At 55.1% G+C, this 15,048-nt stretch carries 14 protein-coding genes; 3 read left to right on the top strand and 11 right to left on the bottom strand.

All coding sequences use genetic code 11. From position 1 onward, the window contains the following. Positions 1-41 precede the first annotated feature (41 nt). The 3 genes from RUE5091_RS12270 to RUE5091_RS12260 form a co-directional block, all read right to left on the bottom strand. Positions 42-677, bottom strand: coding sequence for a DarT ssDNA thymidine ADP-ribosyltransferase family protein (locus RUE5091_RS12270; protein WP_058282209.1), 636 nt, complete (start codon positions 675-677; stop codon positions 42-44). A gap of 30 nt (positions 678-707) precedes the next feature. Next, on the bottom strand, positions 708-1,196 hold the full coding sequence (locus RUE5091_RS12265; RefSeq protein WP_131726306.1) for a hypothetical protein: 489 nt from the start codon (positions 1,194-1,196) through the stop codon (positions 708-710). A 361-nt stretch (positions 1,197-1,557) separates the two neighbouring features. Then, positions 1,558-2,007 carry a hypothetical protein gene (locus RUE5091_RS12260; RefSeq protein WP_058282207.1) on the bottom strand — a complete coding sequence of 150 codons (450 nt, stop codon included), beginning with the start codon at positions 2,005-2,007 and terminating at the stop codon, positions 1,558-1,560. A gap of 28 nt (positions 2,008-2,035) precedes the next feature. Here RUE5091_RS12260 and RUE5091_RS12255 point away from each other — a divergent pair, with 28 nt between their 5' ends. Beyond that, positions 2,036-2,251, top strand: a complete 216-nt coding sequence (locus RUE5091_RS12255) for a hypothetical protein (protein WP_058282206.1) — start codon at positions 2,036-2,038, stop codon at positions 2,249-2,251. Then, the gene (locus RUE5091_RS12250) at positions 2,244-4,634 is read left to right on the top strand and encodes an AAA family ATPase (RefSeq protein ID WP_058282323.1); all 2,391 of its coding nucleotides are present in this window, start codon (positions 2,244-2,246) and stop codon (positions 4,632-4,634) included. Before RUE5091_RS12255 ends, RUE5091_RS12250 begins: the two co-directional genes overlap by 8 nt. On the opposite strand, the gene gyrB is transcribed toward RUE5091_RS12250, so the two are convergent. Next, complete coding sequence (gene gyrB / locus RUE5091_RS12245; RefSeq protein ID WP_058282205.1) at positions 4,631-7,048, bottom strand: DNA topoisomerase (ATP-hydrolyzing) subunit B; 2,418 nt, start codon at positions 7,046-7,048, stop codon at positions 4,631-4,633. The two genes, RUE5091_RS12250 and gyrB, sit on opposite strands and share 4 nt — an antisense overlap. A 102-nt stretch (positions 7,049-7,150) precedes the next feature. Then, on the bottom strand, positions 7,151-7,723 hold the full coding sequence (locus RUE5091_RS12240) for a TetR/AcrR family transcriptional regulator (protein ID WP_058282322.1): 573 nt from the start codon (positions 7,721-7,723) through the stop codon (positions 7,151-7,153). Positions 7,724-7,823: 100 nt separating this feature from the next. Here RUE5091_RS12240 and RUE5091_RS12235 point away from each other — a divergent pair, with 100 nt between their 5' ends. After that, the gene (locus RUE5091_RS12235; protein ID WP_058282204.1) at positions 7,824-8,390 is read left to right on the top strand and encodes a carboxymuconolactone decarboxylase family protein; all 567 of its coding nucleotides are present in this window, start codon (positions 7,824-7,826) and stop codon (positions 8,388-8,390) included. Here RUE5091_RS12235 and recF read toward each other — a convergent pair. The 6 genes from recF to mutM all read right to left on the bottom strand — a co-directional run bounded on the left by recF (position 8,387) and on the right by mutM (position 15,008). Further along, positions 8,387-9,484 carry a DNA replication/repair protein RecF gene (recF, locus tag RUE5091_RS12230; RefSeq protein WP_058282203.1) on the bottom strand — a complete coding sequence of 366 codons (1,098 nt, stop codon included), beginning with the start codon at positions 9,482-9,484 and terminating at the stop codon, positions 8,387-8,389. The genes RUE5091_RS12235 and recF overlap by 4 nt on opposite strands. A 39-nt stretch (positions 9,485-9,523) precedes the next feature. Further along, positions 9,524-10,645, bottom strand: coding sequence for a DNA polymerase III subunit beta (dnaN, locus tag RUE5091_RS12225; protein ID WP_058282202.1), 1,122 nt, complete (start codon positions 10,643-10,645; stop codon positions 9,524-9,526). A 227-nt stretch (positions 10,646-10,872) separates the two neighbouring features. Then, positions 10,873-12,270, bottom strand: coding sequence for a chromosomal replication initiator protein DnaA (dnaA, locus tag RUE5091_RS12220; protein WP_058282201.1), 1,398 nt, complete (start codon positions 12,268-12,270; stop codon positions 10,873-10,875). A gap of 554 nt (positions 12,271-12,824) precedes the next feature. After that, positions 12,825-13,088 carry a 30S ribosomal protein S20 gene (rpsT, locus tag RUE5091_RS12215; protein ID WP_058282200.1) on the bottom strand — a complete coding sequence of 88 codons (264 nt, stop codon included), beginning with the start codon at positions 13,086-13,088 and terminating at the stop codon, positions 12,825-12,827. A gap of 225 nt (positions 13,089-13,313) precedes the next feature. Beyond that, on the bottom strand, positions 13,314-14,090 hold the full coding sequence (acuK, locus tag RUE5091_RS12210; protein ID WP_058282199.1) for an acryloyl-CoA hydratase: 777 nt from the start codon (positions 14,088-14,090) through the stop codon (positions 13,314-13,316). A 66-nt stretch (positions 14,091-14,156) separates the two neighbouring features. Then, positions 14,157-15,008 carry a bifunctional DNA-formamidopyrimidine glycosylase/DNA-(apurinic or apyrimidinic site) lyase gene (gene mutM, locus RUE5091_RS12205; protein WP_058282198.1) on the bottom strand — a complete coding sequence of 284 codons (852 nt, stop codon included), beginning with the start codon at positions 15,006-15,008 and terminating at the stop codon, positions 14,157-14,159. Positions 15,009-15,048: the final 40 nt, after the last annotated feature.

Genomic DNA, 15,048 nt, shown 5'->3' with positions numbered 1-15,048 from the left:
GTTTCATTCTGGAAGCCGCATTGCTGCGGTTACAAACTCTCTCAGCGCCCCCAGAGAAGGTGTGAATCGTCGCTTACTTCGCGCTCCCATTCAGGCAAATCGCGAAAAGCGGTATCAACTCGAATAGCGTCCTCGCGGCCGCGTACTTCGGCGCCGAGAATAAACCGAGCCGGTATATGGTCTGAGACCTGGACTTCGGCCTGCGGATCGAGTGGAACATTAGCAGGAATCGCTTGACTACCGACAATTGTGATACCAGCACGGTTGCGGCGAAACATTGCTTCAAACGCTTCAGCGGATTCATAGAAATGGTCGTAAGGCAATATTTCACGCCGGGAGGCATTGGTATGCAAGAAGCGGCATCGGCATTCCCAAAGAATCTCAGGCGAGAGATGGAGGATTACCCAGCGCCGGTTTGGAAAGTCTACGATTTTACGATTCAGCATTTCGCAATTGACGTTAGTGATCGTCGTGCAAATGGTATCAGTCCGGTTGTCAATACGAAAACAATCTGTGGTTACAACTTCAAGGCCACGCCGTCGGCACTCTTGAACGGATAGCAAACCATGCTGGACGATTGACGGGATGTTTTCAATTGCTGTGAAGTGCAGAACTCGGCGAACACCGTGTGCCTCGGCTACTTCTTTTATGCGAACCTGTCTTTTAGTTTCCTTCATGATAACTAGCACTGAGAACGGAAATCCGGTTCACCTTACCTCTTCATTGCCATGCAAAATCTGGATCATTCTTTCCTTTAGGCTAACGGCGCCAGAGGTCGAGCACCAATCTTTCCAGCTGATATGAGCTACCCCAGTGCCTTGCATTTTTACCGAATAAAGAGGCAAAACAGCTTCCTTTGAATTCATGACTGCATCATAGAACGAGAAATCTCGATTCCACCGGATTGCAACAAAGTAGTCTGCTTTTTCGATATTGCTCGGCCGCAACGAAACTCTCGGAAAAGGGCCGTCAGTTCCGAGAATACGGGACTTCACTTCTACTCGACCAAATGCCGGCGCATGAATGTCAGAGCCACGCCGGTTCCCGCCCTCGACAACACCTTCCAACGCCGCAGCTACAAGTATTTCTCCAAGAAGGTCATGTGAAATCTTGTCGTATCTACGGATACACTTTGCAGTGCGCAAAATTTTTGCCATTTCTCGGGCATCTTCGGAGGCGTAATCATTCTTACTCAATAGTCGGATCCGGATGATCGGGACGCAGTTAGATCAGGAGGTTATCAAGTTTCTATCTGGCTCAATGGCCGCCGCAAGTCGAAAGTGATAGGTGACGTATCTTTTTATGTAGCCGTTGTTCACTTCCATCCGACCGGGCGCGCCTTGTAGGGCTGAAAGTCTGCTTCGCGGGATGCTGCATGCACCTTTCGGTAGCGCCATTTGTCCGGACTCTGCCCTTTCACAATTCAAGGTGGCGTACGGCCATTGCTGCCCTTGGCTGCCAAAACTGTTCGTGGCGCCATGCCGCGCCAAAGCGGACATGGTTAAGGTGAAAGGCTATACGAAAGCCGAGACCGCCGAAACGGGATCAGTATTGCAGTCACGGGAGTTCAAAGAATGTCCAATCGATTGAAGCGGATAACGCCTTCGAGTCGTCGGATAACTGATGGCCAGCTTGCCCATTGCAGATGGGGTACGAGCCGTGCTGTTCCAGAAAATCTGTCAGAAAGAAGCTTTCAAGATCATAGACATTATCATTACCGTAAGTCTTTAGCACGTCAGCGGAGTAATAGGTGAATTTGGCTTTGTAGTTCTTGGCGTAGTTGCTGATTCCGAGATTTCCAGATTGCCCTGTAAGGTGTCCTCTCAGCCTCATTGACAGGCTGTTCTGCTTTGACTCACTCATTCCGATATAGATTAGCCTAGACGCCTGAAACGGATAAGGAATTTCCATATCCAATAGATAGATGAAATAGAGGCCCGCAACGCCGCGAACAAACTTGATCTCTTGCTCGCGCAGATTGTAGGTTTTGGTAAAAAGAATTCGCATCGGGGCATACTAGTAGGGATAAGCATCTGTGACCAATGAAAAAATCAAGACGGCTACCGAAGTTGTCACCGGGTTCATCGACGAGCAAGCGAAGGACGAAAACCTTGATCCTGATACTGTAAAATCGGTCGGCGCACTGCGTGATGAAGGCAAGCTGACCAAGGTCAATCTGCTTCGGCAGCTCGAAGTTCTGCGCAAGGCAGCGATCAATACTCAGGCAGATGAAGGCGGTGCAGATGACTAAGCTGCGCTCCCTCAAAGCCACCGGTTTTCGTGGCGCCCGGTTTGAGTTGCCGCTGGAATTCACCAAGAAACATCGAAGCCTTGCGATCTATGGAAAAAACGCCGCTGGCAAAAGCACGATCACCGACGCGCTGGAATGGTTCATCCGTGACCGGATCGAGCATCTGTGGAAGGAAGATTGCAAGTTAGACGCGCTACGCCATGTCAAATGCGAAGACGATGACGCGAGTGTTGTCGAAGTCGTCTTTGACGGCGCGGATCAAAACGGCTCCAAAAGCCTGTCGGCGGCCCTGAAGACAAGCACCGCCTATGGCGATCCCGATGTCGCGACTCTCTTGGAAGACCTCAAAGGTGACCGGATCATCTTGCGGCATGCCGATATCGTCGGTTTTCTGGACGAAACCAAGGGACGAAAGCGCGAAGCGATAGCGCGTATTATCGGTTTTGACGAGATCATTCAGTTTCGGTCAGTCATCCAGCAGTCGCGCAACGCCCTGCAAAAAGACGGTTCCTACACTGGTGCGAAGCAGCAGTCGGAAAATCTGCAATCCGCGATGATTGAGTCTGTTGGCCAAGTTGTGCCTGATCGTGCTGCCTTTTTTGAAATCGCAAAAGGCCTTGTAGATCCGTTTGATATTTCCACGGAGATCGTCGACAAGACGAGCTACAAAACGGCTGTCGATGAACTTCGCGGCCTGGGAAACAACGCCGAAAAGATCAAGGCAGCGCAACGTCTGAAACTTCTGGAGCAGCTTTGCAATGACCTTCAAACCGATCTCGAACAAGTAACCGATAAGCTGAAGGTTTTTTCAGAAGACTACAATGCACTGGCAAACGAACGCGAGAACGTCAACAAACTGCGCCTGAGCGAGTTCCTAGTCAAAGGCAAAACGGTCATCGATGACGAGGCATTCACCAAGGATGAATGCCCCTTCTGCCTGAGCGATTACAAGCTCGAGGACCTTCAAGTCGAAGTTGCGCAGCGGATCACAGCACTCGGCGAGCTTCAAGATAAGCTTGATGAATGCGATGAGTGGAAGGACGATCTTCTGTCGGCCATCACTGATGCCGGAACTAAGGCCAATACGGTAGTTTCAGACTACAGTGATCTGGCAGAATTCGAGGCGTTGGTGAATAGGGCCAAGACGACTTATCAGTCACTTCGCGACGGTTATAAAACAGTCAAGGCGGCCTTTGAAACCCTGACGGTGTTTGAGCCGCCCGAAGGTTTTGTAGACGCAATCGCCGACCTGAGTGATAAGTGTGAAGCGTCAGCCACGGTGGCACAAGAAGCCGCCAAAAAGCTCGAACTGACCGAAATCGAGAAACGGATCGCCGAAGTGCTGACGACTTTGCAAACGGTTGGAAGCCAGGTCAAATCCTACGAAACCTGCCAACGCACTATCGCCGTGTTTGAAGCGCAAATCCTGACGCTGTCGACCATTTTCGATGAGTTCGTGAAGGTGCAAAACGAAGCGCTTCAAACCGTTCTCGATATAATCAGCGCCGATGTCGGCAAGTTTTACCAGAAGCTGCACCCAAAAGAGAGCGTTGATAACGTCCATCTTTCCATGGTCGGCGAAGAAGGCGTTGAGTTTGAATATTCTTTTCATGGCCAAGCAACGCAGCCGCCGCGCAAGTATCTGAGCGAAAGCCACCTCAATAGTTTGGGCGTCGTGCTCTTTCTTGCGAATGCACGGATATTCAACAAGCAAGCTCGTTTTCTCGTGCTGGATGATATCGTCACGAGCTTTGACATCAATCACAGAAGAAGGCTACTGCGGCTGCTAAAAGAAGAGTTTGCGGACTGGCAGATTCTTATCCTGACGCACGAAAATGTCTGGTTCGATCTCATCAAGCGCGAAATGGCTCCGTCAGGCTGGCTTTTCCATGAGGTTAGCGCCGACAATGAAAACGGCATACTTCTGGAGAAAAGCCCTGCGACGTTGCGGGCGTTGATCGATCAGAAAAAGGGTAAGGAAGACGTTACCAACGATTTGCGCAAGCTCCTCGAAGCAATCTTGAAGGATGTTTGTTATGCTCTGGAAGTTAAAGTTGCCTTCCGGTTCAATGAAGTTAATGAGAAACGCATGCCGGAAGAACTGCTATCGCAGCTTCGCTCGACGCTCAAAGAGAAGTCGCCCGACCTCGCAAAAGATGCGGTTTTCGCTGAGCTCGCCGGCTCAACTCTCATCGCAAATCTCGATTCTCATGATAACCCAGAAAATATCGTGGGCGGCGACATCGATGTTCTGCTCGAAGACATCGACAAACTTGTGAATTTGTTTGTCTGCCAAGGCTGCAATCACATAGCTAGGGCCTCAGCTCCAGTGGCGGGGGTTTGGGTCAAAACAGAATTTTGGGCGATCCTACAAAAACCCTAAAAATCCAAATTCTCAACGCTCAGCGCATTCTGCTGGATGAATTCGCGGCGCGGTTCTACAACGTCGCCCATCAGCTTGGTGAAGAGGTCGTCAGCCTCGACCATGTCGTCCACGCGCACCTGCAGCAGAGTACGCGCATCCGGGTCCAGTGTCGTTTCCCAAAGCTGGTCCGGGTTCATCTCACCCAGTCCTTTGTAACGTTGCAGCGATAGACCTTTTTCACCCTCTTCCAGAATGGCGCGCAGCAGATCCAGCGGTCCATGAATCATCTGGCTGCGGTCGCGACGGATCAGGGTGGCAGGAGTGTTGTATACTTCTTGCAGGCTTTGGGTGAAGCTGCCAGTCTTGCGCGCCTCGCCCGAGCGCAGCATGGGGCCGTCCAGCGTGCGAACCTCTTCAACGCCCCGCAGGATGCGGGCCAGACGGATACCGTGATCCTGTGTGATCCGGCCTTGCCAGCCGCGCTCATATTCCAGTGCGATCAGGTCCAGACGGGCGGCAACCTTGTCGGCCACGCCTTGCAAGTCAGCATCCACGGCGCCCGGCACAAAGGCCCCGGCCACGGCAGCCTGTTCCAGAATGTGGCGCGGATAATGTGTTGGAAAGGCGTCCAGAACACGTTTCAATTGACGCGCCTCGTCGACCACACGGGTCAGGTCCTGACCGATGATCTCTTCGCCCGAGCCCAGTTTCAGCACAGCCCCTTCGACACCTTGATTGATCAGGTAATCATCCAGCGCCGCCTGGTCTTTGAGATAAACCTCTGATTTGCCGCGTGAAACCTTGTACAGCGGTGGCTGCGCAATATAGAGGTATCCACCTTCAATCAGTTCCGGCATCTGACGATAGAAGAAGGTCAGCAGCAGCGTCCGGATATGCGCACCGTCAACATCCGCATCGGTCATGATGACGATCTTGTGGTAGCGCAGCTTTTCGATGTTGAACTCATCGCGGCCAATACCGGTGCCCAGCGCCATGACAAGGTTGCCAATCTCCTGCGAAGACAGCATCCGATCGAACCGCGCCCGCTCCACGTTCAGGATTTTCCCGCGTAGCGGCAGCACCGCTTGGGTCAACCGGTCCCGACCTGTCTGGGCCGATCCGCCAGCCGAGTCACCCTCGACAAGAAAAACTTCGGTCTTGGATGGGTCCTTCTCGGAACAATCTTTCAGCTTTCCGGCCAGATAGTTCACATCCATCGCCGTCTTGCGGCGGGTCAGTTCGCGGGCCTTGCGCGCGGCCTCACGGGCTAGGGCGGCCTCGATGATCTTGCCAACGATGGTCTTGGCCTCATTCGGGTTCTCTTCGAACCACTCTGCCAGCTTTTCGTTCAACATGCCTTCCACGGCGGGGCGCACCTCAGAACTGACCAACTTGTCTTTGGTCTGAGACGAGAACTTTGGATCAGGTACTTTGACAGACAGAACACAGGTCAGACCCTCGCGCGCATCATCGCCCGTGAAACTGATCTTTTCTCTTTTAGCAATCCCGCTGGATTGCGCGTAATTGTTGATCGTCCGTGTCAATGCGCCCCGGAACCCAGCAATATGGGTGCCGCCATCACGTTGTGGGATGTTGTTGGTAAAGGGCAGCACTGACTCGTGATAGCTGTCATTCCACCACATAGCGATTTCCACGCCGATGTCGTCGCGCTCACCCTTGATATAGATCGGTTCGGGCATCGCCGATGTCTTGGAACGGTCCAGATATTTGACGAATTCCTTGACGCCACCTTCGTAGAACAGCTCGGTTTCAAGGCGTTCAGCAGGTCGTTCATCAATCAAGATGATGCGCACGCCCGAGTTTAGGAAGGCCAGTTCGCGTAGGCGTTTTTCCAGCGTCTCAAACGAGTATTCCAAGTTCGAGAACGTATTGGTCGAGGCCAGAAACCGAACTTCGGTCCCGGTGCGATCGCCGCAGTCGCCCACGACTTTCAGATGCTCAGCCGTTTCACCGCCCTCAAAACGTGCAACATGTTCCTTGCCAGCGCGCCAGATGCGCAGCTCCAGCCAATCCGACAGCGCATTTACCACCGAAACGCCCACACCGTGCAGACCGCCCGACACCTTGTACGAGTTGCTGTCGAACTTACCGCCCGCGTGCAGTTGGGTCATGATGACCTCGGCGGCGGACACGCCTTCCTCGGGGTGGATATCCACCGGAATACCGCGTCCGTTGTCACTGACGGACACACTGGAATCTGCGTGGATTTTCACCGTGACATGGTCGGCATGACCGGCCAGCGCTTCGTCAATTCCGTTATCGACAACCTCATACACCATGTGGTGCAGACCCGAGCCATCGTCGGTGTCGCCGATATACATGCCGGGACGTTTACGGACCGCCTCTAAGCCTTTGAGAACTTTAATGGAATCGGCGCCGTATTCCTGGGGTGCCTGTGCGTCGTCGGACATGCCGTTAGTACCTATATTATTTTGGTAACTTATACGTTTTCTGGTGGGGAATGTCACGCGCTCCCCCAACATTTTGTGGGTCCCTGCGGCGTTATTTGCGGTTCAAAGCCGATCCAGGTCAGCAGCGATATCCGCCGCGATTTCCGATGCGTTCACATCATCCCGTTCGGCCGACATTCTCAGACCCAGAAGGTCGGATTGATACCGGGCTGCAAGGCGATCCGGATCGTGTTCCGTGCCGATCTCGCCGGCCTTTTGTGCGCGGCGGAACAGGTCTGCAAAGCAGGTCTTCATCGCGACCATATGAGTACGGGCTTGACCCGCCAGTTCGTGACCGCGCGCCTGCAATTCTGCATAGGTCTTGGACAGCATGCAGGCCCGGGTCGGCAACTCGGACGCTTCGACCACCAGGCGTGGCTGGGCCTTGAGCGCCCCTAACGGCCCCAGTTCCCGCGCCAGCGTCATCATATTGGCAACCCCGTCCTGCGCGTATCGTTCCATTGCCAGCGCATACAGCGCGTCTTTCGAACCAAAAGCTGCGTAAAAACTGCCCGGCTTCAGCTTCAACTCCCGCTCCAGATCCTTCAACGACGTTCCAGCCCAGCCATGGCGCCAGAAAATATCGCGGGCCTGTGCGATCAGTGCGTCTCGGTCATAGGCAGGTTTACGGGGCATGGTCATTACCAATTCTTGAACGGTTGCTCAAATATATACTTGAGTGATCGCTCAATAAACCCTATTTCTGTCTCATCGCGCCAGAAAGAGGAGTTCCGACATGGCCAATTTCCCGTCACATGACCTGACCACCGCACCCGAAGGCTCAAAACCGCTGCTCGAGAAATCTCAGGCCGCATTTGGCCGCCTGCCCGGCCTGCACAAGGTGATGGCCGAAAGCCCGCAGCATTTGGAAGGCTATCAGGTGCTTCACCATCTGTTCGTGCAGACAGATTTCGATAATGACGAAAAAACCGTCGTCTGGCAGACCATCAACGTGGAAAACGAATGCCACTACTGCGTGCCCGCCCATACCGGCATTGCCAAGATGATGAAGGTCTCGGACGAGATCATCGAAGCCCTGCGCAACGAAACCCCGCTGCCCAACGCCAAGCTTGAGGCGCTGCGCACCTTCACCCTGCAAATGATGGAAACCCGGGGCAACCCGTCCGAGGAACAGCTGCAGGCGTTCTTTGATGCAGGCTACTCACACCGCGCTGTTTTGGACGTAGTGCTGGGTCTGGCGCAGAAAACCATGTCGAACTACGTCAACCACATGGCACAAACGCCGGTCGACGAAGTCATGCGCGGCTTCCTGTGGGAGCGCAAAGTCAGCGAACCAGCCTAAGCGGATACGACCGAGCCCTCAGGGCCATCACTCACGATAAATGTCTGGGCCCGGTCACCCAGTTCCGCAAACAGCTCAGGCCCGGTGCCCGTCATCCAGGCCTGAGCGCCCAGCGCGCAAATCTCCTCATACAGCGCCGCCCGCCGCCCTGCATCAAGATGAGCGGCCACCTCATCCAGCAACACGATCGGAGGCGCGCCGACCATCCCGGCCAGCGCCCGCGCGTTTGACAGGATTAGTGACACCAACAGCGCTTTTTGCTCTCCGGTCGAGCAATCCTTGGCTGGCACACCTTTGACCGCAAACACACCATACAAGTCCGACCGATGCGGCCCGACTAAGGTCCGCCCCGCAGCCAAATCTCGGAATCGACTTTCATTCAGAGCCTCGCGCAAATCCTCAACTGTCTCGGGCATCGCGCCTTCGGTTTGTACTAACTCCAGATCAGCAGACGGAAACGCCGTTTCTGCCTGCTCCTGCGCCCTGCGCAAATATTCCAACGCGGCCAGCCGCGCAGTGTGTATTCTATGACCCGTCTCGGCCATCTGCCCTTCAAGCGCTGCATACCAGTGGGCGTCGCGCACCTGCTCTTTCAGCAGACGGTTGCGTTCGCGCATGGACTTTTCGTAGGTCAGCGACGCTTCGGCGTGGGCAGGATCAAAACTCAGCGCGATGCGATCCAGAAACCGCCGCCTGCCCTCGGCCCCTTCGATCCACAGCCGGTCCATCGAGGGGATCAACCAAACCACTCGCGCCAGTTTACCAAGATCAATCTGACTGGATGCTTTGCCATCGATGCGAACCTGCCGCGCGGCGCCGCTTTCGGACCAGGTCTCGATTTCGTAATTCTGGCCCTGTGCTTGCAACAGGCCGGATAATTTCCAGCCCAGCGCTTCGGGTCGCCGGGTCATCTCGGCCGCACTTGCCCGGCGCATCCCGCGACCGGGGGAAAACAGCGAAACTGCCTCAAGGATATTAGTCTTGCCCGCCCCGTTCGGCCCATGGATGGCCACCGGTCGCCCATCTAATGACAACCGTGCTAATTTGTGAGACCGGAAATGCGAGACCGTTAGTTCGGTCAGGGCCAAAGTCATGACCCTTTCCTTTCGTTAGGAACCACCCCGCGGGTTCGATCAGACACGCATCGGCATGACAACATAGACCGCGCTCAGGTCATTGCCTTCGCGCATCAGGGTCGGATCACCGGCCGAGTTGAACAGGAACACGGCGTTTTCACGATCCACCTGACTGGCGATTTCAAGCAAGTATTTGGCGTTGAAACCGATCTCGAGCCGTTCGTCACCATAAGCCACAGCCAGTTCTTCCTCGGCAGCGCCGCTATCCGGGGCATTGACCGACAAGACCAGCTTGTCCGCGTCCAGTTGCAGCTTCACGGCGCGCGAGCGTTCCGACGAAACGGTTGCCACACGATCCACGGCTTGTGCGAATTCGGCGGCGTCCACTTCCAATTGGCGGGTATTGCCCTGCGGAATCACGCGGGTGTAGTCGGGGAAGGTGCCGTCGATCACTTTGGAAGTCAGCGTAATATCGGGTGTCGCGAAACGCACCTTTGTTTCGCTGACGGACACTGCGATATCCATCTCATCATCGTCCAGCAGTTTGCGCAACTCACCCACGGTCTTGCGCGGCACGATAACGCCTGGCATGTCCGCCGCGCCATCCGGCAGATCGGCGTCGATGCGTGCCAGACGGTGGCCATCGGTGGCCACGCAGCGCAGGACCTTGCCGCCTTCGGAGCCGTCCGACACGTGCATGTATACGCCGTTCAGGTAATACCGGGTCTCTTCAGTCGAGATGGCGAATTTCGATTTGTCGAACAGCCGTCGTAGCAACGCCGCCGACGCGGTAAAGTTCGACTGATATTCCGAGGACGCCATCACCGGGAAATCCTCCTTCGGCAGCGTTGCCAGCGAGAAATTCGACCGGCCTGCTTCAACCGTCAGGCGGCCCGCCGCACTGTCAGCGGTCAGCGTCACCAGTGCCCCATCCGGCAGTTTACGCACGATCTCGTGCAGGGTCGTCGCTGCAACGGTTGTGGCCCCCGCCTTTTCGACCTGCGCCGGGGCTTTGTCCACCACTTCGATATCCAGATCGGTGGCACGGAACATGGCTTGATCGCCTTCGGCCTCGATCAGCACGTTGGCAAGAATGGGAATGGTGTTCCGGCGCTCTACAACAGATTGGGCCTGCGAAACGGCCTTGAGAAGGGTGCCGCGTTCGATGCTGATCTTCATACCCTCAATTCCTCTGACTTGCGTGCCGAAAACAGGCGGGACTGGCACGTTAGCGGTTCCACCCTGAGGCACAAGGATTTTTTATGGTTTTCTGGGTCGGAACGGCCAAAGCGTCAAGAGGCGCGTGGCCGAGCGGGCACAGTTCCTATTCAACCGTGGATTTATGCGCACAAGAAAACGCCCCGGGCGTGAGGGTCCGGGGCGTTTCTTGAATGATGGGATGACCCTTAAGCTTCCAACGAACGGCGCAGCATTTCCACATCTTCGGCGATTTGGCCGTCGGTCACTTTCAGTTCTTCGATGCGTCTGACGCCATGCATGACTGTGGTGTGATCGCGCCCGCCAAAACGACGCCCGATCTCAGGCAGGGACCGGCTGGTCAACTGTTTGCATAGATACATCGCCACCTGACGCGGGCGGGCATAAGACCGCAGGCGCTTGGGGCCGATAATGTCGGACAGGCGGATGTTATAATAGTCAGACACTTTGCGCTGAATCTCTTCAACGGTGATCTTGCGCTCGGACGCGCGCAGCACGTCAGCCAGACAGTCCTGCGTCAACTCCATGTCGATCTCGCGGCCGACCAACGAAGCAAAAGCGAACAGACGGGTCAGGGCACCTTCCAACACACGCACGTTGGTCGAGATACGATGGGCCAGAAACTCCAGCACACCATCGGCGATGGTCAGATCGGGATAAGTGCTGCTGTATTGCTGCACCTTGTTTTGCAGGATGCCCAGGCGCAGTTCGTAATCGGTAGGGTGCAGGTCAACGACCAGGCCACATTGCAGGCGCGATTTCACGCGATCTTCCAGATCCTTGATCTCTCCCGGCGCGCGGTCAGCCGAAATGATGATCTGCTTATTTTGGTCCACCAGCGCGTTGAACGTGTGAAAGAATTCTTCCTGCGTCGAATCCTTGCCGGCAATGAACTGCACGTCATCTACCATCAGCACATCGACTGAACGGAACAGATGTTTGAAATCCATCATCCTACGTTCACGTAGGGCCTGAACGAAACGGTACATGAATTGCTCAGCCGACAGGTACAGCACGTTCAACTCGGGGCGTTTGGTTTTCAGCTCCCACGCGATGGCATGCATCAGGTGCGTCTTACCAAGACCAACGCCGCCATATAGAACCAGCGGATTAAAAGTGACGGGGCCGCCTTCAGAAACACGGCGCGCGGCGGCATGGGCCAGTTCGTTAGGCTTGCCAACCACAAAGCTGTCAAAGGTGAAACGGGCGTCCAGCGGTGCAGCCTGAAGGGATTCGAGCGCATCATTTGCGGGTTCGGCCCGCTGCGACAGGGACTGTGGCTGAGTCACGTCCTGAACAACGGACGGCGCAGGTTCTGCTTCACCCGACGGGCGCACAGGTGAATTGGCAGCGACACGAAACGCCAGTCGCTGAACCGATTCCCCTGCGGTGTTCATCTCATACAAAATTAAGTCCGCAAAGTTCTGACTAACATAATTGCCCATGAAATTCGTCGGAACCGAGAACGTGGCCACGCCATCCTGCAGCTCTTGGAATTCAAGAGGCTCGATCCAGGTGGTGTAGTTGTTCTTGCCGATCGCCTTGAGCAGTTTGTTACGCAGTTGTCCCCATTTCTCTTGTGTCATCAAGCGCCTCACGCATCCCATTCTTTATTGGCCTTATGGCCTTATACCCAGTCCCGGTTGCCCGGTTATTCAGCTTTCACACGCAATAGGATATCATGCGCCAAACCACACAGATTTGACGGGACTGTCCCCGAAAGTCAGCACGACCCAACTATCAGGCACCCATAATCCGGGAGCCCCGTAACCGGGTTGCGCATCGCAATCTAATTTTTAGACAGGGCTCAGATCTTCGGTTACCCCAAGACCTTTAGCAGATCAGCAAATCAGCCGTGACCGATTGCCAACATTCGTTCCGTGACCATCCTGATGCCCGTCAGTAAGATCGCTGAAACAGCCTGTCCCCCCAAGCGAGTGAATCGCTGACTTAGTGGTAGCAAGAGGCTTAGGCGTACGGCAACGAAACTCTGATATTGACTCGGGTCTTTGGCCGAAAGAATCTCTCGGTTTCGTGAAGGCGCGGCTTTCTGGCAACAGCAGCAAAAAGGCGTCACGCATTGTGACGCCTTTGAGAACAATTCAACGTTGTTTTGTTAACCTAAGGTTAACTTGAGCGATTAACCCAGCGCTTTCACGCGTGCCGACAGGCGCGACATTTTCCGCGAAGCGGTATTTTTGTGGAAAACGCCTTTGGTGACGCCGCGCATCAGTTCGGGCTGAGCGGCACGCAGGGCTGCGGTTGCAGCGTCCTTGTCACCGGATGCGATCGCTTCTTCTACTTTGCGCAGGTATGTACGGATACGCGAGCGACGTGCTTTGTTGATTGCAAAGCGTTTGTCGTTCTGACGCGCGCGCTTTTTAGCCTGAGGCGAGTTTGCCATGTGTTTCTGACCTTCATTCGGTACGGTTATCAATGTTTGCGCGTCACGGAGTATCCGCACCGGATCAGAATCACGAGTGTGAGTCGGGCCAAGCGGGCCGCACGCGCATGTATAGCGGCGCTAGTTACCCAAGTTTGCGGGCTTTGCCAAGCCGATTCTTTCCCGGCGCATAGCGGCCATGTAAAAAGGCGGGCTAGGCCCGCCTGCTTCGGTCGCTTGCGCGCATTACTTGTCGCGGAACTGGGCCGCGCGTTTTTCCAGGAAGGCCGCCATGCCTTCTTTCTGGTCTTCTGTCGCAAACATCGAGTGGAACACGCGGCGTTCAAACAGCATCCCTTCGCCAAGCGGCAACTCATAGCTGCGATTCACAGCTTCTTTGGCGGCCATTGCACTCAGCTGCGATTTCTCAGCGATCTTCTGGGCGGCGCCCATCGCCTCTTCCATCAGCTTCTTGGCCGGTACGACTCGACTAACAAGACCCGAACGCTCGGCCTCTTCAGCATCCATAAATCGACCGGTCAGATTCATATCCATAGATTTGGACTTGCCCACAAACCGGGTCAAACGCTGGCTGCCGCCCAGCCCTGCAATGACGCCCAAATTGATCTCGGGTTGGCCGAACTTGGCGGTATCCGCAGCTATGATGAAATCGCACAGCATGGCCAATTCGCACCCACCGCCCAGCGCATAACCAGCAACGGCCGCGATGATCGGCTTGCGAATTGCACAAACACGGTCATTCAGAGCGCCAAAAAGATTTGAGCTGTAGACATCGACAAAGCTCATCTCGGACATTTCCTTGATGTCCGCGCCAGCCGCGAACGCTTTGTCCGAACCGGTAATGACGATGCAGCGTACCTTGTCGTTGGTATCCGCATCTTCCAATGCGATGCACAGTTCCTGCGCCAGCTGCGAATTCAGCGCATTCAGCGCATCGGGTCTGTCGAGCTTGATAAGGGCGACGTGGTCTTCGATTTCGACGATGATCGTCTCAAAAGCCATGAGGTGTAAGCTTCCGGTTGTTCCGTTCAAGTACGATTCCTTATCACGCGAATTATCTGGATCAAGTTATCTTTGGCATTGCGCGCAATAGAAGGATGAGCGACCGGACTGGGTGATTCTTTTCACAACGGCATCACAACCCTCGGTCCGGCAGGGTTCGCCTTCTCGCCCATAGACGTCAAAGCTGTGTTGAAAATATCCAAGTTCTCCATCGGCTTGGCGGAAATCACGCAGGGATGATCCACCCGCGTTGATCGCGTCCTGAAGTACCCTTCGAATGATCGGAACCAGCTCGCCGACACGGGCGGCAGAAATTTGTCCTGCTTTGCGACGTGGCGACACACCCGCGCGATAAAGGGCCTCGCAAACATAGATATTGCCCAATCCGGCAACGATTCCCTGATCCAACAGCGCAGATTTGACCGGAGTATTCTTGCCCTTAAACGCCTCGATCATGTGCTGTTCGTGGAATTCATTCCCCAAGGGCTCTGGGCCTAAAACTGACAGCAGTTTGTGATCCTCAGCCGCAGCCGTGGGCAACAGGTCCATCGCGCCGAAGCGCCGCGGATCGTTGAACGTTACACGCGCGCCATTGGCCATGTGAAACACCACGTGGTCGTGTTTTTCGGGCATGGGATGCTCATGTACGAACTGCCCCAGCGGATCACCCGATACTGTCATTCGCCCGGACATCCCCAGGTGAATCAGAAGCGTTTCACCACTGCTGAGATCGGCCAGAATATATTTTGACCGGCGTCGCAGCTGATCCACCCGTTGCCCGGTCAGCCGCTCGGCCATGCGATCCGGGAAAGGCCAGCGCAAATCAGGGCGATTCACATCTGCCCGTTCGATCACGACCCCCTCCATCGCAGGGCTCAGGCCGCGTCTTACTGTCTCGACCTCGGGCAATTCGGGCATTAGATGGCTCCTAATCCAAAGGGCCGCATTGTGCCCGGTT

It is taken from the genome of Ruegeria denitrificans (assembly GCF_001458295.1).
GTDB classification, from domain to species: Bacteria; Pseudomonadota; Alphaproteobacteria; order Rhodobacterales; family Rhodobacteraceae; genus Ruegeria; species Ruegeria denitrificans.
This window is presented reverse-complemented; position numbering and strand designations above follow the sequence as displayed.